Origin of the sequence: Prevotella phocaeensis, assembly GCF_900065875.1 — a bacterium.
Lineage (GTDB): Bacteria > Bacteroidota > Bacteroidia > Bacteroidales > Bacteroidaceae > Prevotella > Prevotella phocaeensis.
Map to the genome: position 1 here is coordinate 293,192 of NZ_LT160626.1, position 23,561 is coordinate 316,752.

Genomic DNA, 23,561 nt, shown 5'->3' on the forward strand with positions numbered 1-23,561 from the left:
TTCCTGTATGAAGTAGCATGCAAAGATAGTCAAACCGAGCGACATGCCCAAAGAGTTTTTATCAAATTAACGAATAAAACTTTACCGTTGGGGCGGGTGTTCGTTTAGGATATAATAATCGCAGAATGCAAGAATAAACCTTAATCGATGTATTCTTGTTCACTGAACAGCAGCCGTAGATTAGACTCCAATATTCTGAACCCGCTACCATGATCATGCGTTTTACCATAGTTTTTCCCCGATCGATAACTGCCTATACGTATGTCGAACATAATCAGACCGTCGTCTATCAGTGTCAGAAACTTCTCCAATGTGGGGTGCGAATATATCTCAGCCTTATTGAAGAAGAAGTATTCATCGCCATTCTCGGTCTGTCTTTCAGCACTTACATAAAACAAATTCTTTAGCTTTCTGTTCAATATTTTATCCAGACAATCGTATCTATAGCCCACTGTGTCATCAATAAGTCTCTTTGTATCGAGGTCGTATATACCTATTTTTACAGCTTTTCGGTTACGATCGTTGATTAGTCTGAAAGAGAAAACGTTGCCAAAAGAATTGTATTTCGAGGCGAACATAGAGGTATGAAGTTTTTTCAAATCGGTATTATCCTCGTAAGGCATACCATATTTATCTCTTAAATAGCTGTTTGCCTTACGTGGAAAGTTCGGACTTTTAGTAAATAACGTAATGTAAGAGGCCGTTTCTTCACGATGTGATTTGATTTCATAGCCGAACAAATCAGGTTCGTCTATATTATTTTCCAACACGCCGATATAGTCTTCGAATGTTTTTCCTATCCCTGTATTGTTTTTCCTGTTGCTTTTTATAAAACCAAGTGCCTTAACTTGTTTGAAACGCTCTATGATTTGTTGCTTATTGTTGTTCATATTTTACGATTTTTTCGATTAACAAATTTATCAAATCGGTATTCTTTTTGAAGTCTTCATCTTCGAGAAATATCTGTTCTATAGGGAAACGAAACTCCCTGCAAATACGCAAGATATGCGAAAGAGTGTATTTGTGTGAAGTTTTAGGACTCTCTATATTTCCCATCTGTCCATTGCTTATGCCTATTACACTTGCTACTTTACCTTGCGTGTATCCTCTTTCTTCGCGTAATTGGCGTATGCGGTAAATGATATAATTTTGATATTCGGTTTTCATTTAGTAATGCTTTTATGCAAAAGTAGATTATTTTTAAATGAAATGTGCTCTCAATTTGAGAGTTTTTCGTATCTTTGCCATCGTATTATAACAATACATTTATGTATCATAGGCAAGTTGATGACCGGTGGAATTTCCGAGATGCGAATACCAAAGAATATACTCATTGTTACCATATATATCCGGCAATGATGATACCGCAAGTGGCAAGAACACTCATTAAAGAGTTCAGGCCCCAAGGAAAGTGTAACCTTCTTTTCGATCCGTATATGGGGAGCGGCACCTCTTTAGTAGAGGCCTCTCTCGCAAATATCCACTCTGTAGGTACGGACATCAACCCGCTTGCCCGTCTGATATCTAGGGTAAAGACCACTTTCTACGATGTTGAAACCTTGAAAAAGGAGTTTCATGAAATCCGAGAGCGCAATGTATTTTTTTCTTATGATAGGGTGGTAGACCGCAATTTCGACCGTATTTCGAACCATACTTATTGGTATTCGGAAACCGTGTTGCTGCGGTTGTCTTATCTATCCCAGTCAATCAAGGAATACAGCAGTAATCAAGACTTTTTCAATGTAGCATTGTCAGAGGTCGTAAGAGAGGCCTCTTTTACTCGTAACGGAGAGTTTAAACGCTTCCGTATGGATGAAGAAAAGCTAAAAGATTTTCATCCTGACGTATTCGGGTTGTTCGAAGAAAAGGTATGGAGGAATATCGAAGGACTGATAGAATACGAAAAGGTGGCCCGTAATGCCACTGCCCGAATTTGTAATTTCGATACTTCTGCGGGAATACCCCTATCGTTTATCGCGCCCGAAAGTGTGGATATGGTCGTTACATCGCCTCCCTACGGCGACAGCCGTACCACTGTAGCCTACGGACAGTTCTCTCGATGGGCCAATGAATGGTTCTCTTTCGAGAATGCACAGAAGCTCGACAGCCTGTTGATGGGCGGTAAAAAGCGTCGTGAAAAGATGTTTGTTACCGATACGATAGCCTCGGAATTGCAGCAAATCCACGAAGTTGATGTTAAAAGGTACGAAGAAGTGGTTTCTTTTCTGAACGATTATTGGCTTTCCATTCGGAATGTTGCGCAGACAGTACGCAGAGGCGGCGTGGTTTGCTATGTGGTGGGCAATAGGAATGTGAAAGGTGTACGGATTTCTTTAGACTATTTTACGGCAGAATGTTTTGAGCGTTGTGGATTGCACTATGTAGATACGCTGGTAAGAGAAATACCCAATAAGAGAATGCCATCTAAGACCAGTCCCACGAATATATCCGGCAGAAAGGTGAATACCATGAGCAATGAATATATTGTAATCCTTAGAAAATAAATATACTGTTTTTAATTATATTTAACGTGTTGCGGTAACATTTGTTATCGTTTACGTATGTTATGATGATGTATCTTTGTATCATTATACATTCGGCGAAGAGATGAAGTATGTAAACGATACCGTGAGGCGGCGCGATAGGCTGCTGGACGAACAGCGGGCACGCGAACTGCTCGCCATGTCGGAATATGGCGTGCTTTCCATGGCTGATGAGGAAGGCAGACCTTACGGCATTCCGGTGAACTTTGTGTGGAATGGCGAGGATGCTGTTTATATACACTGTGCGCCCGAGGGCAAGAAACTGCGGGCGATAGAACGCCATCCGGCTGTGTCGTTCTGTATCGTCGGTCGTGTTAATTTATTGCCCGATAGGTTCACAACCGAATATGAAAGCGTGGTACTCACGGGCAACGCTCGTGCCGACCTTGCCCCCGAAGAGCGTATGCATGCATTGGAATTGTTGGTAGACAAGCTGTCGCCCGACTTTAAAGAGCTCGGTCGGAAGTATTCCGAGAAGAGTTTTCGCCGCGTACAGATCATCCGTATAGACTTTACGGAGTATAGCGGAAAGCGTAAAAAGGTGCTTTAAAAATAAACGGCGGCCTCCCCCAGCCCCTCCAAAGTAGGGGAGCAGGGATGAGAGATGGGGGATTAGGGAGGAGTGTTCGATGGTTCTGCCGTAGGCGCTTGGTTTGTTCAAGTTCTCTCGAAGTGCAGATAAAAACAGTTTATGAAGCTGTCATGTCGATTTCTATTAGACGTTTTCTTCTTTCGGAAAGAATGTTGAAAGAATATAGACGCGCCGTCTGTCGAATTTAGATATACTACCTGCGGAATATAGATATACCGTATATGCGGCTTAGACATAAAGAATAAAAACAGGAGCATCCTGTTTCATACGTGGTTGATCATGTCTGGTAGGTATTTAGGTAATTAGATTGTTGTATTAAAAAAGGATGTGTGGAAGGGATGCTCCTTATCTTTTAGTTGCTATGCAAGGCAGTGGTGCCCTCGCATTTCTTCACTATACCGATGCTGACCTCATACAATAGCCAGATCGGGAGTGATACTATGAGCAGGGTGAAGATATCCGAAGTGGGCGTAATAACGGCAGCTACGATGAGTATCGCCACAATGGCGTGGCGACGGAACTTGCGCATCCAATCGGCACGCAGCACGCCCATCACTGCCAGAAGTCCGCTTATCACGGGTATCTCGAACACCAATCCGAACACGAGCGACATCATGAGCAGCGTGTCGATGTAAGATTCGAGCGACAGCATGGGCATCACCTCCGCACTCACCTGATAAGTACCGAGAAAATGTACCGTGAGCGGGAATACCAGAAAGTAGTTCGCGGCCACACCCACCATAAACATAGCATAGCTGCACCCCACAGTTCGCACGGCATAACGGCGCTCGTTGCTGTAAAGGGCGGGCGAAATAAAGCGGTAGAGCTGGTAGAGTATGTAGGGCGAAGCGCACAACGCGCCTACGCAGAATGCCGTTTTCATGTGCACCATGAATTGCTCCGTCAGCCCTATGTTTACCAACTGAATGCTGAAAGGCTCGATATGGAGCAGCCGGTAGGTAATAAAATCGCCGTCTTTCGGTGCCAACAGCACGGCAAAAAGCGTGTCTTTCATGCAGAAGGCGGCAATACCGAAAGCCACGGAAACACCAAGTATGCGCAACAAACAGCCGCGCAGTACGTCGAGATGTTCCCAAAAAGTGAGATCATTGGGCGTTGTCATCGCCTTATTCCGTCTTGTCGTTGTCTTTCTCCGGTGCTTCTGTCTTCTTTGTCTTGTCGGTATTCAGGTCTTCTTCTATTCCGTTAACGCCCTCTTTGAAGCTTTTAACGCCCTTACCCAGTCCTCTCATGAGCTCTGGAATCTTCTTTCCGCCGAAGAGCAGCAGTACAACGATCACGATAAGTATAATCTCCGGTGTTCCTAACATGTTATTCTGTTTTACGTTGGTTATTCAAAGTTTTAAAATCTCCTGTGCGCCACGGTCAGTCGAACGGCCTGCCTATCAGCGCTTCTGCGCGAAATTACGAATAATATCGGGAATATGCAACAATGATAACAGAAAATAACATTCCGTTCGTAGCGGAGGAGTGTGAGGGGGCCGCTGCCTTCACGGCCCCGACGGTCAGTCTGTTTTCAGCGGTTTCGACGACATGGTGATTTCGATACGGCGGTGCTGATCGAAGATTTGTTTGGCCAAGTCGCGTATCGATTCCGTGGTCAGAGCCTCGACATCTGCCTTGAACGTGGTGTCGAGATCTATGCCATTGAAGAGCTCGTTGTAGATTACTTGCTCCCAATAGTTATTCATAATCTGCACCTGTCCGTAGGTCTTCAGCTCATACTCTTTCACCTTTGCGAGGTCGTTTGCATCGGGCCCTTTCTCTGCCATCGCCTTCAGTTCGTCGTAGATAATGGGGATAAGCTTTGAATACTTGTCGGGATCGGTGCGGAAAGCGATTTTTACCATCGCTTCACTGTGGGGATAGCGTTGCAAGTCGCCCCTTACGCTAACGCCGTAGGTACCGCCTTGTTCCTCTCGAACTTTCTCTGTGTAGGCTATGCGCAGCAGTTGACAGAGCGCATCCAGCCTTAGATCGTTCTTGGCAGTATAGGGTATCCGGCCCGTAAGTATGATGGTGGTCATCGAAGAGGGCGTGTCTTGCGGTTTCACAAAGCGGTGCACCTCGTCTGCATTGATGATGTTGGCGCCCGTGTCGTGTACTGTTTCGCGCTTACCCGTGGCGGGTAGCGACGCCAGATACTGACATACGAGCGGTCGGAGCGCTTTCAAATCGATGTTTCCGGTAAGAATAACGCTGAAATCAGCTGCGTTGCCGAAGCGTTCTCGGTATATCTTCAAGATACGGTCGTAGTCTACTTGGCTCAAACGTTCCTTGGTCATGGGCAGCATACGCGGGTGATGACCGTAGACGATGGCACTGAGAGAGTCGTTATAGGTTACCGACGGGTTCGCATCACGGTTGGTCAAGAACTCGCTCTGGCGCGTCATAAGATTGCGGAATGCCGTGGTATCGCGGCGCGGAGCCGTGAAGTAAAGGTACGTAAGTTCGAACATAGTTTTCATATCCTTTACGTTGCTACTGCCTTTAATGCCTTCAGTCTCGTCTCTGATGAACGGACTTACGGAGACAGTTTTGCCTGCCAGCATCTTTTCGAGTGTCAGTTCATCAAATTCTCCTACGCCTCCGGCCGTGGCACCCGATATAAGATAGGTAAGATCGGGCATGGAAGAAGCGGGGTAGAGACTCTTTCCGCCAGCGCTGAATATATTCATGTTCACGTCGTCATCGTCGAAATTTGTGGGACGAACATATACTTTCATACCGTTGGAGAGCACCATTTCGCGGTATCCATGCTTGAAGTTGCGCTCCGAGACAATCTTTCCGGGCTTGGGCAATCGGCCGATGAGTTGGCTCGGGAGTTTCTTTTCGCGGTAAGGTTCGTATGTCTTTTGCTGCGCGCGAAGTATGGCTGTTTCTATTGCCTCGTGCGAAGGCATGCGGAAGTTGCCCTTTTCGGGGCCATATAGCGTTACCACCTGATTGCGGTCGGTGATCATTTCGCGCACGAAATCGTTAAGCTCTGCCAGCGTTGTCCGGTCGGTGAGTTTCTTGATAAGCGCCAGTTCGGTGTCGGGACTCAGCATGGGTTCTCCCTGCAGAAAGTTGTTCAAACACTGACGTACAAAACTCCTGTTGCGGCGTTTTGCACGCTCATTGTAGCTGCTTTGCTGCATGTTGAGCTGCTCTTGCTTGGCTCTGTCGAACTCGACCTGTGTAAATCCTGTCTTTCGGGTGCGCTCTATCTCGCCCAAGAGGGCCGCTATACCGCTCGAAATACTATCTTGTTTGAACATGGCAGAGGCCATGAAAGCGTCTTTGGTATCGGCCAAAAAGAAGTTGCCGTCGCGTACCGATGCCGATATGAAAGGCGGATTATGCTGCTTGACCAGCTCTGTAAGCCTGTCGTTCAGCATTGTTCTGACCAAATCCGTTTTGTATTCGTCGGCAAAATAGGCCTCTGTAGAGCGCTGCTCCATGGGGGTAGCGTCGCGCTTCATATAGAGTGTGAAGTTTACGGTGGGTTGCTCTTTATCCGTAGCGGTAAAAACAATCATCTTATCATTGTCGGGCACGGGATAATAAATGCGCTCCGCAGCGTTTTGGGGCATGGGTATAGAACCGAAAAGTGTCTTGATTTTCTGTTCTACGCGGTCTATATCGATGTCGCCCACCACAATGATAGCCTGCAAATCGGGCCTGTACCACTTCTGATAATAGTCTTTCAAATCCTGATAGGGGAAGTGGTCTACGATATCCATCGAGCCTATCGGCAGGCAATCTGCGTACTTCGAGCCTGCGTAGACCACCGGCATGGCACGCTCCATGAGCCGCTGCACCGCCATCGAGGCGCGCCTCGTGCGCCATTCTTCGTGTATTACGCCGCGCTCCTTATCTATCTCCGTGTCCGATAGCAGCAGGTAGTGACTCCAGTCGTGCAGTATCAGAAGGCACGAATCTACCACCCCTTCGCGCTTTACAGGGGCCGACGAGATGTTGTAGACGGTCTCGTCGACGCTGGTATAGGCATTGAGATTAGCGCCAAACTTGATGCCCACACTCTCACACCATTTTACTATACCGGGGCGCAACGAGTCGCCCGGGAAGTTCAGCGTGCCGTTGAACGCCATGTGTTCGAGGAAATGAGCCAGTCCGCGTTGCCTTGGTTCCTCCAATATGGAGCCCACCCGTTGGGCGATGTAGAACTCTGCAACGTTTGGAGTTTGTGCATTATGGCGCACGTAATAGGTCATTCCGTTCGCCAGAACGCCTTTCCTGATGGTGCTGTCTTGCGGGAGTTGCTGCGAGAAAGCTGCTGTGCACCATGCGAAAATGCACAATATGAAAGTTATTTTTTTCATGAATGTTCCTGTTAAAATAATATCTGAAAGCGACGGAGTGGCCGAAATGTGGCCGATCCGTCCGCTGCCTGTGAAAGATACACGATATATGTAAGGCAATTACATATACCGTATATCCGGTTTATATATGCCGCATGTCGCTGTTACTTGAACAGTGTAGGCTTGGCGTCTGCATTGAAGTCGTTGGTCGAATTGTTGGTATCTGTCCATTTGTTGCCCGACTTTTTACGCACAACAGCCTTGCCATAGCGCGATTGGTCTTGGTCTGTGGAGCCGCAATGCGACCATCCGGCATCGAGAGTTGCGGCAACTACGCCCCATTGGTAGTCTGAAGCCACGCTCAAATTTACCGCATCAATGATCCAAGTGTTGGGCAGGAAGTTGGCATCATTGTCCATCGGATAGGTCTCCCCGTCGAAAGTAAGTGTCCATTTGTAATTATATACGTATTTCGAAGTGTAGGTTTCGCGGTCTACTTGCGGCCTTGCAATGGCGTAAGCCTTAAAGCCTCTGTTGTGCATAGAGAAGTAAGTGGCGCTCGAGGTAGTCCAGCTAAGCAGGTTAGGCACGTTGGGATTATCGTCATCACTTATGTTCGGATCGCTCGATTTATCATAGAATTCGAAGTCAGCCTTACTTAAATCTATCGAATTTTTATTGAACTCCTTGTGGTTTTTGGCATCTATAGCGAGCACAAGTTCCTCTCCCGGCTTCACCGGATGTTCTTTCCCGCTGCCCGGAATGACGTATAGAGCACTGACGGTCATAGCTTGTTGCATCAGATCAGGGGTATAATCCTGCTTATCGACGGTAAGAAAATCAGACTCGGCAATGGCAAGTCCGTCGGCATACATTACCGTGTCGCTGTTATTACCTATCTTTATATATTGGTCGTCTGTATATTGTTTACCTTCCGGAGTGAGCGTTCCGGTGAAGAATATCTCGGAAATAACGAAGCCGTCTTGAGCGTTATAAGTGCTGAGAGCCACGTTCGTGCTGCCTATAGCTGAGCTTTCGGGCGCTTGGTTTATTCGTACATTCTCCTTCACCGCTCTTACCGGCGATTTTACCGTTTCGCCGTTGAGCTGATAGGTTACGTTTCCGTGCACCTCAACGGTATAGTTTCCCGCCGGCAGAGTCAGTGTGTCGGCGAACTGTGTGCCTGCTTTTTTGAAGTTGGAGAGTGTGTATGTCGCCTTTGTATTTACATTGGTAAACACGGCTTTTGCATCGGTCAGCGTGCCTGCCTGCACATTCAACGGCAGGTCGAGCGTAAGAGCATGCCTGACAGATACCTCGGGTTCGGTCTTGTCGTCGTCGCTGCAGGCTATGAAGATCGTATTCATAGCCACGAAAGCTATTATGAATGCTAAGATTTTACTTTTCATTTATTTTACTTGTTTGATTTGTTTGTTATTGTTGAAATGATGCCTAAAGGCAACGGAGTGGTCGGAATGTTGTCGTGCCGTCTGCTGCCTGTAAAAATCATACGGCACATGTAACAGCCTTACATGTACCGTATGTCCGGCTTATATATGCCGTATGCCGCCGTTATTTAAACAGTGTAGGCTTGGCATCCGCCTCGAAGTCGTTGGTCGAATTGTTGGTGTCTGTCCATTTGTTGCCCGACTTTTTACGCACAACAGCCTTGCCATAGCGTGTTTTATCGTGGTCTGTGGAGCCACAATGCGACCATCCGGCATCGAGAGTTGCGGCAACTACGCCCCATTGATACATTGAAGTAACACTCAAGTTCACCGCATCGATGATCCAAGTGTTGGGCAGGAAGCAAGCATTTCTCTTCATCGGATAAGAGTTCCCCTTAAAGGTATATGTCCACTTGTAATCGTATGCGTATTTCGAAGTGTAGGTTTCTTGGTCTACTTGCGGCCTTGCAATGGCGTAAGCCTTAAAGCCTCTGTTGTGTAGAGTGAAAAAAGTGGCGCTTGAGGTAGTCCAGCTAAGCAGGTTAGGCACATCGGGATTGTCGTCGTCAGTTATGTTCGGATTGCTCGACTTATCATAAAATTCGAAGTCAGCTTTACTTAAATCAATCGAATTACTATTGATCTCTTTGTGGTTTTTGGCATTCAAAGCAAGCACAAGTTCTTCTCCCGGCTTCACCGGATGTTCCTTTCCGCTGCCCGGAATAACGTACAGAGAGCTGACAGTCATAGCCTGATTCATCAAATCAGGGGTGTAGTTTTGCTTCTGAACGGTAAGGAATGCAGACTCGGCAATGGCAAGTCCGTCGGCATACATTACCGTGTCGCTGTTATTACCTATCTTTATATATTGGTCATAACTGTATTGTTTGCCATCCGGAGTGAGTGTTCCGGTGAAGAATATCTCGGAAATAACGAAGCCGTCTTGAGCGTTATAAGTGCTGAGAGCCACGGTTGTGCTGCCTATGGCGGCATTCGGTGACGCTTGGTCTATGCGTACGTTTTCCTTCACCGCCCTTACCGGCGATTTTACCGTTTCTCCGTTGAGCTGATAGGTTACGTTTCCGTGCACTTCGATGGTATAGGTTCCCGCCGGCAGAGTCAGCGTGTCGGCGAACTGTGTGCCTGCTTTTTTGAAGTTGGAAAGTGTGTATGCCGCCTTTGTATTTACATTAGTAAACACGGCTTTTGCATCGGTCAGCGTGCCTGCCTGTACGTTCAACGGCAGGTCGAGCGTAAGAGCGTGTCTGACAGATACTTCGGGTTCGGTCTTGTTGTCGTCGCTACAAGCTACGAATACCATACTCATGGCTACGATGGCCATTGTGAATGCTAAAAATTTTTTAATCATTTTCTTTATTTATTTGGTTTATTTTTTATGTAGAAATTATATATCTGTTTTAGAATGTGATGCCTGCCGAGCATTTTAGCGACAGGCTGTGGTAGGTTTCGTTGCCCGTATATCCGCCCGAAAACGATACGAACGCGCCGTATCCTTTCCACTTCTTGGGTGCAAAAAACAGGCGAACGTCGGTGCCGGCAACGGCATAATTGGCGGTTAGAGCCTCGTAAGTGTGGTTCACAAGATCCGTTCTTGCCTCGTCCATCGTGGCATATGGCATCGTTATAGCCTTGCGGGTGTTGGCATAGAAAGCGGTATGCAGGTTCCAAACAAGCTGTGTAATGTTGCCGAATGCCCTTATCCATTGTGCATCGAGTGCTCCGTAAGCCTTCGAGAACGACATTTTGCGCTCCGGAGAAACATAATCTGAAGCGAAATCCTGATACCCCCCGCGCAGTTCAATGGTAAGGCCGGTACCGCTGCCGAGGCTGCATGCGCCCCCTGCGTGGTAGTCGTTCAGCCGACTGTGGTACATGGTGAGCGTGGCGATAGTACGGTATTCCGAGCCCGAAGGGCTGCCCGCGATATGCTCGTCGCCTTTCCTACCTTCGTGAGAGATACCGCCGAAGACGCTCCAACCGATGTTGCCTTCGTGTTTCCAGCCTGCAGTAACGGCGCCGTCCGTTAGGTATAGCGTAGATAGCGGTAACGAATTGAGCGATGGTAAGATACGTTTGTAGGGTGCAAAACGGTAGTTTGCGGTAACATAGATGCCACTCCTGTCGGCGATAGGCCGTAGGGCTATGTCGGTTAGAACGCCTGTGGATTTGTAATAGGCCGACCTGTTGCTGCCCGAAAAGCGTTCGTAGTCGGCTCCCAGACCGCTCATCTGATACTCGGGAATGACGCCTGCTTCGCGGAAAAACTTAACGTCATTGGTCTGTTTATAGAATGTTCCGCCCACTCCGATGCCAGCTTCATAGTCGCCTAATGCATACTTTGCGCCCCCTCGGAGCGTCATGTCGGTCGAGATACCGCGCATTCGGGGATCGGTAGTTCGGTATTCATGTTCGGCTCGGAAGTCGATGGAGGCCCCCAAGGCCAGCTTTCCGAGTTGCACGGCATAGCCTCCTGAGAAGGTATAACGTTCGTTGTGAAGGTCTCCGCCCAGCGTGTCGCCCATCACATACGGGCGAAGCAGCAGGTAATCAGAGGTAGAATTCCACTTCACGGCATACTTCCTACCCGTTCTATATGAAGCACTGCCCCATACAGATGTACGCTTTGAGAGGCGTATATACGACTTTGCGGCGGCTCCCCACAGCAAATTGCCCTTGCCGACTTCGTAGAGTAACGGTCGGTTGGCGTGCTTGTAATCGGCGTAGAGGCCTAATTCGGAATAAGAACGGGCGTAGGCATCGAGCATGAAAACGGGGTTCTGACGGCTTTCCTGTAGCACATCGTGCCACAGAGAGTAATGTTCTACGGCGGCCGTAGTGTCTGCCACGGAGGCGAAAGCAGCACTTGTCTGCATTGCCAAGGCTATGATGATGAGGCGTATTCCGTTCATTTTCTACATGAATATGATGTCTGTCGACACCGCAGAGGGGTGCTGTACGAGTTCCAAATAGCTTGACGACACTCTGAAATTGGCCACTCTTTCCGTACCGCCGCTACTGCGCAGCAGCACCGTACCCTCGCCGCTAAGGGCGTAGGCGCCACGCAGCACGTCGATGGAAACCGAGGTTCCTTGGAACAAAGACGAGGAGTAGGTTTGTTTGTTGCTGGTGTTGCTGAGTGTAACCGTGCCTTGCATGCGCACCACAGTGAAGCTGTCGGGCACATTAATGGTGATGACAGCCGTGGTATAATAGTCGTCGTTATCGGCATGACAGGCGCTGATAAGTGCCGAAAGCATGGCGAGCAAGAGTGCCGTTTGTAATATCTTCTTCATATCTTTACGTTCATTTCGAGGCCGAAGTAGGGCGTTACGTACCTTCGGATGACAAAGTTTCTACGCTCATAGTCGGGGTGTGCATCCCATAGTTTATTCACAAAGAGGGCTACCATGAGCTTATCGTTCAGCAATTTCTTTGTGGCTTTCAGGTTTAGGTTCATGCTGAAAGGCACTGTCTCGCGCTCGAATGCAGCCTCGTTATAATCGCGTATGAGCAGTCGGAGGCGCGAATCGGTGCGGTCGGCAGGCGTGAAAGGATGCAAATTGCCGTCGGAATCCATGTATTGTTCGGGCTCGTTCTGCTTCCGCATAGACTGTCGGGCGGTCATCCAAAGGCACTGCGCCGATACCGAGAAGCCCAGTTTGAGCTTCGGGATGTCCGTATCGAAAGTGAAATTGGTGTTGGTCATCTCGCGTATGTAGCCGTCGTCGTCTTTATAAATGCCTACGACTTCGACCTCTTGTCCCCCGATGATGCGCGACGGTTTGTACATAATGGGCAACGAGTTGTGGTATTCGGTGCGGAACCATGCGCCGTTGATTGTCAGTCGGGTGTTGATAATGGGGAAACGGATGGTAGAAAGAGTGTACTCGATGCCCCGCTTCAGCGTCCGACTACCGTTGGAAATGATGTAATGACCGCGCAGACTGTTATGTACATTATAGGGAAGCGTGGCCACATCAGGCGGTGCCGTGAGTTTGTTGGCATCTATTCCATCGGTAATATACTCCTTATATAAATAAGGTGAATAGCTGTTCATGCTGCGAAAACCCGACTTCATGTCCTCGCGGAAGTAGGTTACGGTGAGCCTGTTTCCGCCCCAATTCACATCTGTGCGTACCTCCCATTTCAGGTTTCGGGCCGCTTTGAGTTGCGTGTTTGTGGGATCGATGACGTATGTTTGCAGGTAAATGCGGCGATAGGCCTTTACCGGATGGTAGTAATTCAGTTCGGTCAGGTCCATGTAAGCCTTGTCCGGATAGAGCTGATCGACCGTTGGAAACTTGGTATGTTGCCCAATACCGCCCGCTATGGTGAAAAACATGTTGCGACGGGCCATGCGTATGGCGGGGAAAGTCCACCCGATGTTAACGCGCGGATCGAGGTAATACTTGCCGCTCAATGCGCGGTTGTCGGGCAGACGGAGCATAGTTTGCGCCCGTACACCGGCCTCAATCTCCAGTTTGTTGCGCCCGATGTTAGTGCCGAAGCGTTCTTCTGCGAAGAACGAAAGCTCGTGCGATGCAGGCACATCGGAATATTTACGAGGCCTGCCCGATACACCCGGATAGAGCGGATGCAGCTGGTCGAACACCTGTCCGTCGCCCATATTCTTGTCTAACCGGAAGTCTGCGCCCAACAGCAGCAGGTTGGAGATGCTCTTGAGGGGCATGCTGAACGTGGCATTTGCCTTTATGTAAAGGTTAAGGGGGCGTCCATCTACCTTTTGAGTGGCGGTGTAGGTGTAAGGAGAGATAAGAACGGCGTCGCTTTCGCCGTCGGTCATCGTCGTTGCAGCAGGTGTTTCGCCGCTCAACTGCACCAGTCTTGTGCGCTCGGTTATGTCTTTTTCAAAAGAAAAAGCGGCCACCATTTCGGCACGCCGGAAAAAACTTCGCCTGTTCCTGCGGCTGAAATTCAGCGACAGATTGGCTGCATAACGGTTGTATTCGGACTTGTATCTGTCTACTCCGCCGTAGTTAATCTCGGGATCTACCTTGTCATCGTCGAACGAACCGCCGTAGTCTAAGTTCAAACCTGCGTCTGCGTCCCACTTATCGGTGAGCCATTGCTTGTTCAGACGGGCGGAGAATGTGAGGCGTTTGTAGGTTTCGAGCAGGTTGCGCGGATCGTTTTTGCTGTCTAAATAGTCGGCGCTGAGGTTGAGAGAGAGCCGTCTATTCTGCCATTCCATGCCTTTCGAGATATAAAAGAGTTTCGAATCCATGTCTGCTTTAAACCTTGCAACGATGTTATTCCCACCCTTTAAGCGTCTTATTTTGACAAGTCCGCTCGTTAGGTCACCGTATTCGGCCGACGGAATGCCGCGCACGATTTCTACATCCTGTATATCGTCGGTCGATATGCTGCGCATGTCTACGCCCTCGTTGGTAAAATCGCGCGAGGTAGACTGCCGGTCGTAGGCTCCCGTAAGGTATTGCATGTTAGCGTTGGTGCTGATGGGAGCGCCGTCGATTACGAACTGTGTGCCGAGCGAAGAGGTGGAATAGTTGCTGCTGGCAATGGGAACTTCGCGTAAATGGATGGTATTCGGCGTGCTTAGAGAGGGATCACTGGCGCGCCCGCCGGGCAGAAGTTCGAGCAAATCGGCAAAGCTCGATGGCTGTAGATGCTCCATGGCGTGGCGACGGATGGTGGAGGCACTGGCTAAACCGTGCGATTCTTGCGCCGTTACAACTACTTCTCCGAGGGCGTTGGAGTCTTCTACCATGTAGTAAACCGCATTGGCCGAGGCTTTTGCCACGATGGGTTTATAACCTAAGTAGGATATTTTGATGAGCTTGCCCGCCGCGTTTTTCAGTGTAAAATGCCCTGCAATATCGGTGATGGCCAGTATATTTTTTGAGTTTTCCGGTGTAACCGTTGCTCCTACGATGGGTTGTTTCGTGGCACGTTCGAGTACGACACCGCCCGTAGTTGCCTGTGAAAAGCCAAGCTGACAGTATAGACAGAGTGCGATGAATAACTTGATTTTAGGCATCCCTATGACATTCTTTTCTTCGAATTTGCAAAGATACGGATTGTTTTGTAAGAATGCAATACCTAAAAGTAGGCATTTTGTGAACCTCCCTCTGCCCCTCCGAAGGAGGGGGGTGTAGGTGATGGATTAGAGAGGAGGGAAGAGTGTGGACCTCCCCCAACCCCTCCAAAGGAGGGGAGTGCCTTGCGGAAGATGGGTAAATTGCTTGTAAAAATGTTTTTATTCAGTGTTCTAAATGAAAACTATTTGCAGTCTAACCGTACTTCTCGCCTTGGAAAGGGGAGATGGAGAGGGGATGGATGGCTTTCGGTTATCATGTTTCATCCCCTAACAACCTCCCTTTACTAAGGAGAGAAGTATGGTGTTTGTGTTTTATTTATAATCTGTAGGTTGAGAATATGTTATGTGTATTGTCGTTAGAAGGCATGTCTGTCGGCTTCAGGTAGTATTGCTAACAGGCTTAGGCAGCGCCTCTATGCTTTGCAGGTAGTTACTTCGGTTGAACTGTAACGACCTAACTTGCACATCTTTTTGTACGCGTATCACAATAACCGAATGGCACAAGGGAACTTAGGCAAGCAGAGTCCCGATAATATAGCTGTTAAACGTTCCTCCTTAATCCATCCTCTTTCCTTCATAATACAAATTATTTTTACTGCTATTTGTAAGATTTATTTGTTATGACTTGCTATTTTGACAGGGAAAAACTATTTTTGTAGCACTTATTAATATGAAATGTTATCCGCGATGAAAAAATATTTGTCGATTTTATTTTATCTGCTGTTTACTCTCGGCACACATGCACAGGGCGACTCTATAGCGTTTGCAGAAATGCCGGACGGCACTCCTCTGAAAGCTCCGTATGCAGACTTCGGAAGTCAGGGATATTCTTTTTCGCTCTCACCCGATGGTGGTCTGCTGGCCGTAAGATTGTTTCGCGGTGCGCGCAAAGGCTCAGGCACGTGGAAACTTTGCATGTACGACATGCGCATGCGGCAGATGCTGTGGGAACGACCGATAGGGACGACCGGTACATACTTGGGCGGGAAGATGCCCGATGATTACTCCGTATCGTTCATGGAAGTGGGTGTAATCCGAGACAAAGATATGATGTGGACACGACAGGGACTGCTGTTGAGCAACGGAAATACGCTGCGAATGCTCGATCCGCGTACACAACAGGAGAAATGGAAGAACAAACTCGCACTGCTGATGGTAGACGACAGTTTGGACGTGGCGGTGGGGTATAAGTCTGTAACCTCGGGTAAATTGCGTGCATTGCGGCTAAGTACGGGCGAAATGCTTTGGGAACTGAAGGCTTCGCATGACACGAATTGGGGCTGGAATGGTGCAAGGCGTGTGGGTAAGTCGTCGGTGTTGGTGATGAATGACCATCTAATGCTGATCGATCTCCTTACAGGTGAATATAAAACACACCGTGCGCGAACCGGTTACACCGAGACGGGAAAGGCATTTATGGCGGGACTTGCCATGGGTATAGCGGGTGGATTAATGGGTGGCATGGCAGGATATGCTGCCTACTATATACCGAACGTGAACCAATTTGCAGTGTCGCATCTCAAATCGAATATCTTCCAAAGAGGCGAATATAGCTATGTTTCCGACCGCGACAGCCTGTATTGTTTCGACAACCGCCTGAATGTGGTGTGGTCGTATGGCTTTCCGCATGGGGCTTTGGGGGCATCACAACTGTTTTCAAGAGGCGAAACGTTGTATCTGCTCAATAAAGGTTACGGACTGAAAGCCAGCGGCTTTAAGAAGCCGATGGGCGTTCCGTCGCTTTCATCGTTCGATATGATGACGGGTGAACGGCGTAATACCGTCTGTTATGCAGCCCAAAAGAAAGCGGCAGCAGGTACGGCTGTGTCGCCCGACGGGGTGTTCAGCGTGTTTGATGACAGTATAGCGTATCAGACATTGGGAGACACCGTGGCACACGTTCGGCCGTGGAACGTGAAAGCCTACGGCAGAATAATCGTGGTGCCGCAAGATACTATCTACGCCTATCGTGAGGGTGATGCTGCACCGACACCGCTTTTTAACACCGAAGACCGCTGTATTGTGATTACCGATAAGAGCAAAATGTTCTGTATCAATAGGCAATTGAAGATTACAGACGACTATTCTGCCGATAACTTCTATCGGGTATATGAGCGCTATGGCGACTGCTGTTTCGTTGGAAAGAGAGAGAAGAAAGGTTATGACTTCTGGATTATAAGACCGTCGGGCAGTACGGTCGGGCATGTTACTCTCGATGTGCAGGCCGCCGCAATGCAGGGTGGAGTGTTGTTTCTGCTATGCGGTTCCAAGTTAATATCTATCGATACTCATCAACTTTAATACGCATGAAAAGTTTTATTTTTGCTGTTTTGTTGATTTTCTTGCCCTTGGCAGGGCGTGCACAGATATTCGGAGGCGATAATACCGATTATATAAAGAATGGCCCGGGGCCATTTATAAAGGGAGGTGTCGTACTTTCCGATTATATTGGGAGATATTCTGAAGGCACGAAGAGCAAGGTTGGATACTCGACAGAGCTCGGCGTGGAGTTTCCTTTCAGGAACAAACTTTACGGTTTCCAGCCTGCTTTGCGAGTGATAAAGAAGGGTGCTAAGGTACCTTGGAAAGAAAATGAAGAGGCCGATACGTATGTTCCGTAAACCTATTGGGCTTCTATTTATAAACCGCATTTTGACAAAGAAAAACTTAAAATACAACGATATGGACTTTTTGGAATTGGTAAGAAAGCGTTATTCGGCGAGAGACTATTCGCCCAAAGCGGTGGAACAAGAAAAGGTGGACTATATTCTTGAGTGTGCGAGGCGGGCGCCTTCGGCGGTCAACCACCAGCCTTGGCGGTTTATTGTGGCGCAGAGCGACGAGGCAAGGTGCCTCGTGCAACAGTGCTATCCGCGGGATTGGTTCGTACAGGCTCCCCTATACATTATTATATATACGAAGGTATCGGAGGCTTGGGTGCGCAGTTTCGATGGGAAAAATCATGCTGATATCGATGCCGCCATCGCCACCGAACATGTTTGTCTGGCAGCTACCGATCAGGGATTGGGCAGCTGTTGGGTATGTAACTTCGATGTGCAGCAGCTGAAAACCAATTTTCGGTTGGGTACAGACGAATATCCCGTGGCCATCGTTCCGATAGGGTATGTGAACAGTCGGCCCGATAAATTTACATCGAGAAAAGATATCGACGAACTTGTATCGGTAAGATGAGATAAGCGGTTGCAGGGATAAAGGTGCATATAAAGGATGGGATGCACTCGTAAATGCATGCTTATCGGTTGACAGGGCATTAGGTTAACGGAAGTTAATCGATGAGAGATGTGCCCTGTTTGCAGGAACCGAATGCAATCGGTAGGGTAAACAGATGCTGCGGGCAAGCTTCATTATGCTATCGGTGAGAGCTGGCAGATATTGTAAATCGGCTATGTAGTGAAACATTATTTATAAAAAATGACTTAATAATTGTATTATTGCCGTAGATATCGACCTTTTTCCGTACCTTTGCATCGCATAAATAGAAAATTTAAAATTATGAGAGTAAAAAGTTTATTGGCTTTGGTAGCCGTTGTTTTCAGTTTGATAGCGTGTAGTAACCATGATGAAGACATGTCGCAGGCAACAAATTCGTTAGTGAAAACTGTATGGAGTTTCGAGAAAACAGATAATAGAAGTTTCGTTAAACACGAACGTCATTGGGGCAGATTAGAGTTTATTTCTACTACTGAAGTATTGGTAACATCGGGATACAAGTTGCGGACAGAAAGTGGAAATGGTTCGGGTTCAAATAATTCAAAGAGGGAGAATGAGACCACTGTTACCGCTACATATACTTATGCCGCACCGCTTTTGCGTATCACATTGCCGCAATCTAACACTTCTCCCTTGTTGATAGAGTTGAAAGTAGACGAGGCTGCCGGAACGATAACACAGGTTAAGCTCGGAGATGAGGTCGTAGATGAGAATCAGGCAGTAGTGTATCACAAGAAATAGTATTGTTTTATATGTGGAAATCGGCAGGTGTTACTCCTTTTGAAAGGGTGGTGCCTGTTGTTTTTTTGTAGTTTTTGTTGTTTTTTATCTATAAACAAGGGGGATATTTGTATGAGTTTTCTGCGTAACTTTTTATGGATAAGACAAATATTGCGTGCGGAAATAAAGAAAAAAGCATTTGATGATGGCAAATGTCACAATTTTTTTATAACTTTGCACTTGTAATGTGACTCGTATTTACAATTCTGCGAGACCGATTAGAGAGGGGGTATAAAGGAAAAAAATCTAAAAGGCAACAGTCTGAACTCTTGGCAGTTGCACCCGAGGAATGCACCATATAAAGCTCTTGATCGTCTCAGATGCGGTATCTTAACTACAGCAGTCGTTGCGTCATATCCATCATGTAGATAACTCGTAAGTCAAGGCGAGGAGGGGAAGGCGTAGGGAATTGTGGAGATGAAGTTAAAATATATTTTGGCTGTTACTTATATTTTTATTTAATAAATTTAAAGTATTTGCTAAAGATGAGAGACAGAAGAAAGAGATGTACGAATTACCATACAAAAATATGATAGAAAAACATATCAATTGGATTGATTGGGCAAAAGTGTTTGCCGTTTACCTTGTGGTATTAGGGTATAAGCTTTACGATAAAGATTCTGTAGAATGGGGGTATAGAAATTTGATATATAGTTTTCACATGCCTCTTTTTTCTTTATTTCTGGTTTTCTCTTTAAGATAAGAGTGGAGTTCATGCATTGTTAAAGAAAAGTCTTAAGACACTAATAATACCTTATGTGTCGTTATTTACGTTTGTTTGGTAATTATGCGTGGTTATATTATATCCATGCTTTTTTGGAATATTCATGACAATATGTTTGTCATCTCTTTTAAATAAATATGGAGTTAAATTCATTATAGTGTTATCATCAGGTACCGTCGTCATTATGGGATTACATCGGGTAACGGTAGTCTATCTAAAGTCTATTTTGAAACATGTGAGTCCTTTATGGCTTTCTGATTCTTTGTGATGGAGGATTTTGTTCAGCATGGTGATAATGTTAGTTTTATATTATCCGATCTTATGGATGCAAAAAAGATGTCCTCACCTGATAGGAAATCGTATAGTGTAGGAGAATATGTATGAATTTAAATGACCTAAAGTAAAAATAAATTAAGTTCTAAGTATTTGATGTCTTCAACAAATCGGTTAGCTAAAAACGCCTTATCTCTTAATATTCGAATGATTGTAACTCTTTTTATTTCGCTTTATACAAGTAGGGTTATTTTACGGACTTTAGGGGTTGAAGATTTTGGATTATATAATCTTGTGGGAGGTTTTGTCGCTTTATTAGGCATACTAACATCGGCTATAACAGGAACTTCTGTCAGGTTTATTACTTATGAGTTAGGTACTGGAAATGAAGATAAACTAAGAAGGACTTTTTCAACAATACTAACTGTATTATTATTGTTTGCGATAGGAATTGCAATTCTTGGAGCAGTTATTGGTCCATGGTTTATTCGATCTCAATTGAATATTCCGTATGAGAAGTTAGGTGATGCATATTTTGTTTACTATTGTTCGCTATTTGTTTTTGTGATGGATATGTATGCTCTTCCATATACATCACTTGTCATGGCCTATGAAAAGATGGGATTTTATGCGATCATGGGGATGTTTGTGTCAGTAGGTAAGTTGGTAATAGTGTTAGTGTTACCTTTTTTCGGTAGTAATGCGCTCCGGCTTTATGCTTTTTTACTTGTTATAATAGCTATTATTGATAGATTCGGATATGGTCTTTACTGTAAGTGTTGTTTTAAGAATGTAAAGAATAAGTTCTTGTTAGATAGAGAAATATTAAAAAAAATTTTCTCATTTTCTATATGGATTGGTATTGGAACAGCAGCAGGCATATTGAAAGATCAGGGAGGAAATATTTTAGTTAATATTTTTTTTGGGTTAGTTTATAATGCAGCATTGGGTATTGCTAATCAAATAATGGCTTTAGTTTCTCAGTTTGGTTCTAATATTGGTGTTCCATTTAATCCTCAAATAACAAAAGAATTTGCTTCAGGAAACACAGATAAGGCAATAAAGTTAACTTGGGAACAAGTGAAATTTCAAGGTGTCATCATGCTTTTAATTGCTGTTCCTTTGTTGTGTGAGACGCATTATTTATTATACCTATGGTTAGGCACTTTCCCTGATTATACCGTATTGTTCGTTCGGTTAATGATTATTTTATGTATTATCAGCACATTGGCTCAGGGATATGGGGCATTATATCTTGCTAATGGAGATATAAAAAAATATCAGATATTTAGCACTTTTGTTATGTTGTTATATATTCCTGTTTGTTATGTGCTTTTGCATTTTATTCATAAGCCGGAATTATGTTTATGGGTAAGTATATTCTTACAATCTTTTTTCTTGCTTGCTAATTTTCTTTATTTATCAAAAAAAGTATGTTTTCCTGTTGTCGCATTTTTCATTCGAGTAATATTTAGATTGTTTTTTATAAGCTGTATAGCTTTATTTCTTGGTTATTTGATGCATCTTATACTAAGGGAAGAAACGTTCTGCAGGTTATTGCTTGTAGGAATACTTGGAATGTTTAGTGTCGGAGGATTTTCTTATTTCTATCTCTTGGATATGTCGGAAAAAAAATGGATAAAAAATATCATGTTTTCTAAATTATATTTTATGAGAAAATGGATATAGTTGTTATTTTTAATGGTTTGGGGAACCAGATGTCACAATATGCTTTCTATTTAGCTAAACGGAAAAGCGGTAGTCGTTGTCATTGTATTTTCCACAATGTTTCTACAGGTTTTCATAATGGTTCTGAACTTGATAAGGTTTTTGGGATTAAATATGAAAAAGGTATCTTTAGCAAATTGCTCAGTAAGATATATGATATTTTTGATGGAATACCTAAATTGAGGAAAAAGTTAAATAGTTTGGGAATACATATTATAAGAGAACCAAGGAATTATGATTATACGGCGAGTTTGTTACCAAGAGTTTCGAGATGGGGATTAAATTATTTCGTTGGTGGTTGGCATAGTGAAAAATATTATACAGAAATTTTGCAAGAAATAAAAAATACTTTTTCATTTAAAATAGATGATGAAATTAAAGATATTGATTTTTATGAGTTTTACTCTCTAATACATAATGATATTAATAGTGTCTCTTTGCATATAAGGCGAGGAGATTATGTTGGTGCTAACGAATATTCTTATTTTCAGTTTGGAGGGGTTGCAACGCTTGAATATTATCACAAAGCGATAGATGAAATCTATCAACGAATCGAAAATCCAACGTTTTATGTCTTCTCTGATGATATTGGGTGGTGTAAAACAACATTTTTGAAAAATAATTTTATTTTTGTTGATTGCAATTGTGGTGAAAAATCTTGGCGCGATATGTTTCTTATTTCTCAATGCAAACATCATATAATTGCGAATAGTACCTTTTCTTGGTGGGGAGCATGGCTGAGTATTTTCCACAATTCAATAACAATCTGTCCAAAGGAGTTTATTAAAGGAGTTGTTATAAGAGATGTTTATCCGGATACTTGGATTAAATTATCTTCATAAAAAGTGATTAATGTATAATGACAGTATCAATTATAGTTCCAATATATAAGGCAGAGAAGTATCTTCATAAATGTGTAAATGGATTGTTAGCGCAGACATATAAAGATTATGAGATTATTTTAGTTGATGATGGAAGTCCAGATTGTTCTGGTAATATATGTGATTCTTATGCTACAAATTTTTCTCAAGTAAAATCTATCCATAAAATGAATGGAGGATTAGTTTCCGCTCGATTATATGGTTTCAATTATGCCAAAGGTAAATATATAATTCAAATTGATCCTGATGATTGGGTAGAACCTAATATGCTTGAAGAAATGGTGAACGTGGCAAATAGAGAGAAGGCAGATATGGTAATTTGTGATTTTTATGAACACTGTGGTAACAATGTAGTGTATTCATCCCAACAACCAAAATCTCTAAGACATGATGACCTGTTGCTTGAAATGTTTGAAACGATAAAAGGTACTTATTGGAATAAGTTAATACGTCGAGATTGTTATACACAATATTTGTTATATGAGGATATGCCAAACAATTTAATTTTGTGCGAAGATCTTTATGTAATGATAAAATTGTTGATTAACAATATAAAAATAACTTATTTACCTCATGCTTATTATCATTATGAGCGAGATGTGAATGTGAACAGCATTACTCGGGATAATAATTCTAAAAATGGTTATAATGCATGGATCATGAATATGGAATTTCGTAAATTGTTATCACCATACAGAGAATATTGGTCTGTTTATGTTGTAAAAGAGATGCCATGGATTGCTTATTTATCGCTTTATTATGGAGTAATAAGTGGAAAAGAATATTCTGAATCTTTCTATGAACTGAAAGATATGGAAGTAATAAATTATAATGGATATTTGATAAAACTGGCATTAGTATTTTATCCTTTAGCGGAAGTATTAGTACGTTTACGTAAGATTGTGGGAAGATTTAAGAAAATAAAGCAAAAATGAG

19 protein-coding genes are annotated in these 23,561 nt (G+C 44.8%); 9 read left to right on the forward strand and 10 right to left on the reverse strand.

What is annotated here, in order from left to right:
• Positions 1–140 precede the first annotated feature (140 nt).
• Both BN3912_RS09380 and BN3912_RS09385 read right to left on the reverse strand, forming a co-directional pair.
• On the reverse strand, positions 141–890 hold the full coding sequence (locus BN3912_RS09380) for an MvaI/BcnI family restriction endonuclease (RefSeq protein ID WP_023983497.1): 750 nt from the start codon (positions 888–890) through the stop codon (positions 141–143).
• Positions 877–1,167, reverse strand: a complete 291-nt coding sequence (locus BN3912_RS09385) for a helix-turn-helix transcriptional regulator (RefSeq protein ID WP_023983496.1) — start codon at positions 1,165–1,167, stop codon at positions 877–879. The genes BN3912_RS09380 and BN3912_RS09385 overlap by 14 nt, the downstream gene beginning before the upstream one ends.
• Positions 1,168–1,268: 101 nt before the next feature.
• Here BN3912_RS09385 and BN3912_RS09390 point away from each other — a divergent pair, with 101 nt between their 5' ends.
• Together BN3912_RS09390 and BN3912_RS09395 are read left to right on the forward strand one after the other, a co-directional pair.
• Positions 1,269–2,504 (forward strand): class I SAM-dependent methyltransferase, encoded by a 1,236-nt coding sequence (locus BN3912_RS09390; RefSeq protein ID WP_023983495.1) that lies wholly within the window; start codon positions 1,269–1,271, stop codon positions 2,502–2,504.
• Between the two features lie 103 nt (positions 2,505–2,607).
• The gene (locus BN3912_RS09395) at positions 2,608–3,093 is read left to right on the forward strand and encodes a pyridoxamine 5'-phosphate oxidase family protein (protein ID WP_023983494.1); all 486 of its coding nucleotides are present in this window, start codon (positions 2,608–2,610) and stop codon (positions 3,091–3,093) included.
• A 394-nt stretch (positions 3,094–3,487) separates the two neighbouring features.
• Here BN3912_RS09395 and tatC read toward each other — a convergent pair whose 3' ends face one another.
• The 8 genes from tatC to BN3912_RS09435 all read right to left on the reverse strand — a co-directional run bounded on the left by tatC (position 3,488) and on the right by BN3912_RS09435 (position 14,948).
• Positions 3,488–4,258, reverse strand: coding sequence for a twin-arginine translocase subunit TatC (gene tatC / locus BN3912_RS09400; protein WP_023983493.1), 771 nt, complete (start codon positions 4,256–4,258; stop codon positions 3,488–3,490).
• 4 nt (positions 4,259–4,262) lie between these two features.
• Positions 4,263–4,466 carry a Sec-independent protein translocase subunit TatA/TatB gene (locus BN3912_RS09405; protein ID WP_004369981.1) on the reverse strand — a complete coding sequence of 68 codons (204 nt, stop codon included), beginning with the start codon at positions 4,464–4,466 and terminating at the stop codon, positions 4,263–4,265.
• A gap of 195 nt (positions 4,467–4,661) precedes the next feature.
• On the reverse strand, positions 4,662–7,481 hold the full coding sequence (locus BN3912_RS09410; RefSeq protein ID WP_023983492.1) for a M16 family metallopeptidase: 2,820 nt from the start codon (positions 7,479–7,481) through the stop codon (positions 4,662–4,664).
• 143 nt (positions 7,482–7,624) lie between these two features.
• On the reverse strand, positions 7,625–8,869 hold the full coding sequence (locus BN3912_RS09415; RefSeq protein ID WP_004369984.1) for a DUF4876 domain-containing protein: 1,245 nt from the start codon (positions 8,867–8,869) through the stop codon (positions 7,625–7,627).
• A 163-nt stretch (positions 8,870–9,032) separates the two neighbouring features.
• Positions 9,033–10,277, reverse strand: coding sequence for a DUF4876 domain-containing protein (locus BN3912_RS09420; RefSeq protein WP_036859004.1), 1,245 nt, complete (start codon positions 10,275–10,277; stop codon positions 9,033–9,035).
• A gap of 49 nt (positions 10,278–10,326) precedes the next feature.
• On the reverse strand, positions 10,327–11,838 hold the full coding sequence (locus BN3912_RS09425) for a DUF6850 family outer membrane beta-barrel protein (RefSeq protein ID WP_004369987.1): 1,512 nt from the start codon (positions 11,836–11,838) through the stop codon (positions 10,327–10,329).
• Between the two features lie 3 nt (positions 11,839–11,841).
• Complete coding sequence (locus BN3912_RS09430) at positions 11,842–12,222, reverse strand: hypothetical protein (protein WP_004369989.1); 381 nt, start codon at positions 12,220–12,222, stop codon at positions 11,842–11,844.
• Complete coding sequence (locus BN3912_RS09435; protein ID WP_023983490.1) at positions 12,219–14,948, reverse strand: TonB-dependent receptor; 2,730 nt, start codon at positions 14,946–14,948, stop codon at positions 12,219–12,221. The genes BN3912_RS09430 and BN3912_RS09435 overlap by 4 nt, the downstream gene beginning before the upstream one ends.
• A 747-nt stretch (positions 14,949–15,695) precedes the next feature.
• On the opposite strand from BN3912_RS09435, the gene BN3912_RS09440 reads away from it, so the two are divergent.
• From BN3912_RS09440 to BN3912_RS09475, 7 genes are all read left to right on the forward strand, one after another.
• Positions 15,696–17,309 carry a hypothetical protein gene (locus BN3912_RS09440; protein ID WP_051403420.1) on the forward strand — a complete coding sequence of 538 codons (1,614 nt, stop codon included), beginning with the start codon at positions 15,696–15,698 and terminating at the stop codon, positions 17,307–17,309.
• A gap of 5 nt (positions 17,310–17,314) precedes the next feature.
• Positions 17,315–17,629 (forward strand): hypothetical protein, encoded by a 315-nt coding sequence (locus BN3912_RS09445; RefSeq protein WP_023983488.1) that lies wholly within the window; start codon positions 17,315–17,317, stop codon positions 17,627–17,629.
• Positions 17,630–17,690: 61 nt separating this feature from the next.
• On the forward strand, positions 17,691–18,200 hold the full coding sequence (locus BN3912_RS09450) for a nitroreductase family protein (protein WP_023983487.1): 510 nt from the start codon (positions 17,691–17,693) through the stop codon (positions 18,198–18,200).
• A 321-nt stretch (positions 18,201–18,521) separates the two neighbouring features.
• Positions 18,522–18,980, forward strand: coding sequence for a hypothetical protein (locus tag BN3912_RS09455; RefSeq protein WP_023983486.1), 459 nt, complete (start codon positions 18,522–18,524; stop codon positions 18,978–18,980).
• Between the two features lie 1,192 nt (positions 18,981–20,172).
• Positions 20,173–21,705: a lipopolysaccharide biosynthesis protein gene (locus tag BN3912_RS09465; protein WP_023983483.1), complete on the forward strand. Its 1,533-nt coding sequence runs from the start codon at positions 20,173–20,175 to the stop codon at positions 21,703–21,705.
• Positions 21,696–22,586, forward strand: a complete 891-nt coding sequence (locus tag BN3912_RS09470) for an alpha-1,2-fucosyltransferase (RefSeq protein ID WP_023983482.1) — start codon at positions 21,696–21,698, stop codon at positions 22,584–22,586. The genes BN3912_RS09465 and BN3912_RS09470 overlap by 10 nt, the downstream gene beginning before the upstream one ends.
• 17 nt (positions 22,587–22,603) lie before the next feature.
• Complete coding sequence (locus BN3912_RS09475; RefSeq protein WP_023983481.1) at positions 22,604–23,560, forward strand: glycosyltransferase family 2 protein; 957 nt, start codon at positions 22,604–22,606, stop codon at positions 23,558–23,560.
• The last annotated feature ends 1 nt before the right edge of the window (position 23,561 follow it).

Coding starts and splice junctions, on each gene's coding strand:
- BN3912_RS09380 (WP_023983497.1), bottom strand. CDS start 890: ATGAACAACAATAAGCAACAAATCATAGAGCGTTTCAAACAAGTTAAG.
- BN3912_RS09385 (WP_023983496.1), bottom strand. CDS start 1,167: ATGAAAACCGAATATCAAAATTATATCATTTACCGCATACGCCAATTA.
- BN3912_RS09390 (WP_023983495.1), top strand. CDS start 1,269: ATGTATCATAGGCAAGTTGATGACCGGTGGAATTTCCGAGATGCGAAT.
- BN3912_RS09395 (WP_023983494.1), top strand. CDS start 2,608: ATGAAGTATGTAAACGATACCGTGAGGCGGCGCGATAGGCTGCTGGAC.
- tatC (WP_023983493.1), bottom strand. CDS start 4,258: ATGACAACGCCCAATGATCTCACTTTTTGGGAACATCTCGACGTACTG.
- BN3912_RS09405 (WP_004369981.1), bottom strand. CDS start 4,466: ATGTTAGGAACACCGGAGATTATACTTATCGTGATCGTTGTACTGCTG.
- BN3912_RS09410 (WP_023983492.1), bottom strand. CDS start 7,481: ATGAAAAAAATAACTTTCATATTGTGCATTTTCGCATGGTGCACAGCA.
- BN3912_RS09415 (WP_004369984.1), bottom strand. CDS start 8,869: ATGAAAAGTAAAATCTTAGCATTCATAATAGCTTTCGTGGCTATGAAT.
- BN3912_RS09420 (WP_036859004.1), bottom strand. CDS start 10,277: ATGATTAAAAAATTTTTAGCATTCACAATGGCCATCGTAGCCATGAGT.
- BN3912_RS09425 (WP_004369987.1), bottom strand. CDS start 11,838: ATGAACGGAATACGCCTCATCATCATAGCCTTGGCAATGCAGACAAGT.
- BN3912_RS09430 (WP_004369989.1), bottom strand. CDS start 12,222: ATGAAGAAGATATTACAAACGGCACTCTTGCTCGCCATGCTTTCGGCA.
- BN3912_RS09435 (WP_023983490.1), bottom strand. CDS start 14,948: ATGCCTAAAATCAAGTTATTCATCGCACTCTGTCTATACTGTCAGCTT.
- BN3912_RS09440 (WP_051403420.1), top strand. CDS start 15,696: ATGAAAAAATATTTGTCGATTTTATTTTATCTGCTGTTTACTCTCGGC.
- BN3912_RS09445 (WP_023983488.1), top strand. CDS start 17,315: ATGAAAAGTTTTATTTTTGCTGTTTTGTTGATTTTCTTGCCCTTGGCA.
- BN3912_RS09450 (WP_023983487.1), top strand. CDS start 17,691: ATGGACTTTTTGGAATTGGTAAGAAAGCGTTATTCGGCGAGAGACTAT.
- BN3912_RS09455 (WP_023983486.1), top strand. CDS start 18,522: ATGAGAGTAAAAAGTTTATTGGCTTTGGTAGCCGTTGTTTTCAGTTTG.
- BN3912_RS09465 (WP_023983483.1), top strand. CDS start 20,173: ATGTCTTCAACAAATCGGTTAGCTAAAAACGCCTTATCTCTTAATATT.
- BN3912_RS09470 (WP_023983482.1), top strand. CDS start 21,696: ATGGATATAGTTGTTATTTTTAATGGTTTGGGGAACCAGATGTCACAA.
- BN3912_RS09475 (WP_023983481.1), top strand. CDS start 22,604: ATGACAGTATCAATTATAGTTCCAATATATAAGGCAGAGAAGTATCTT.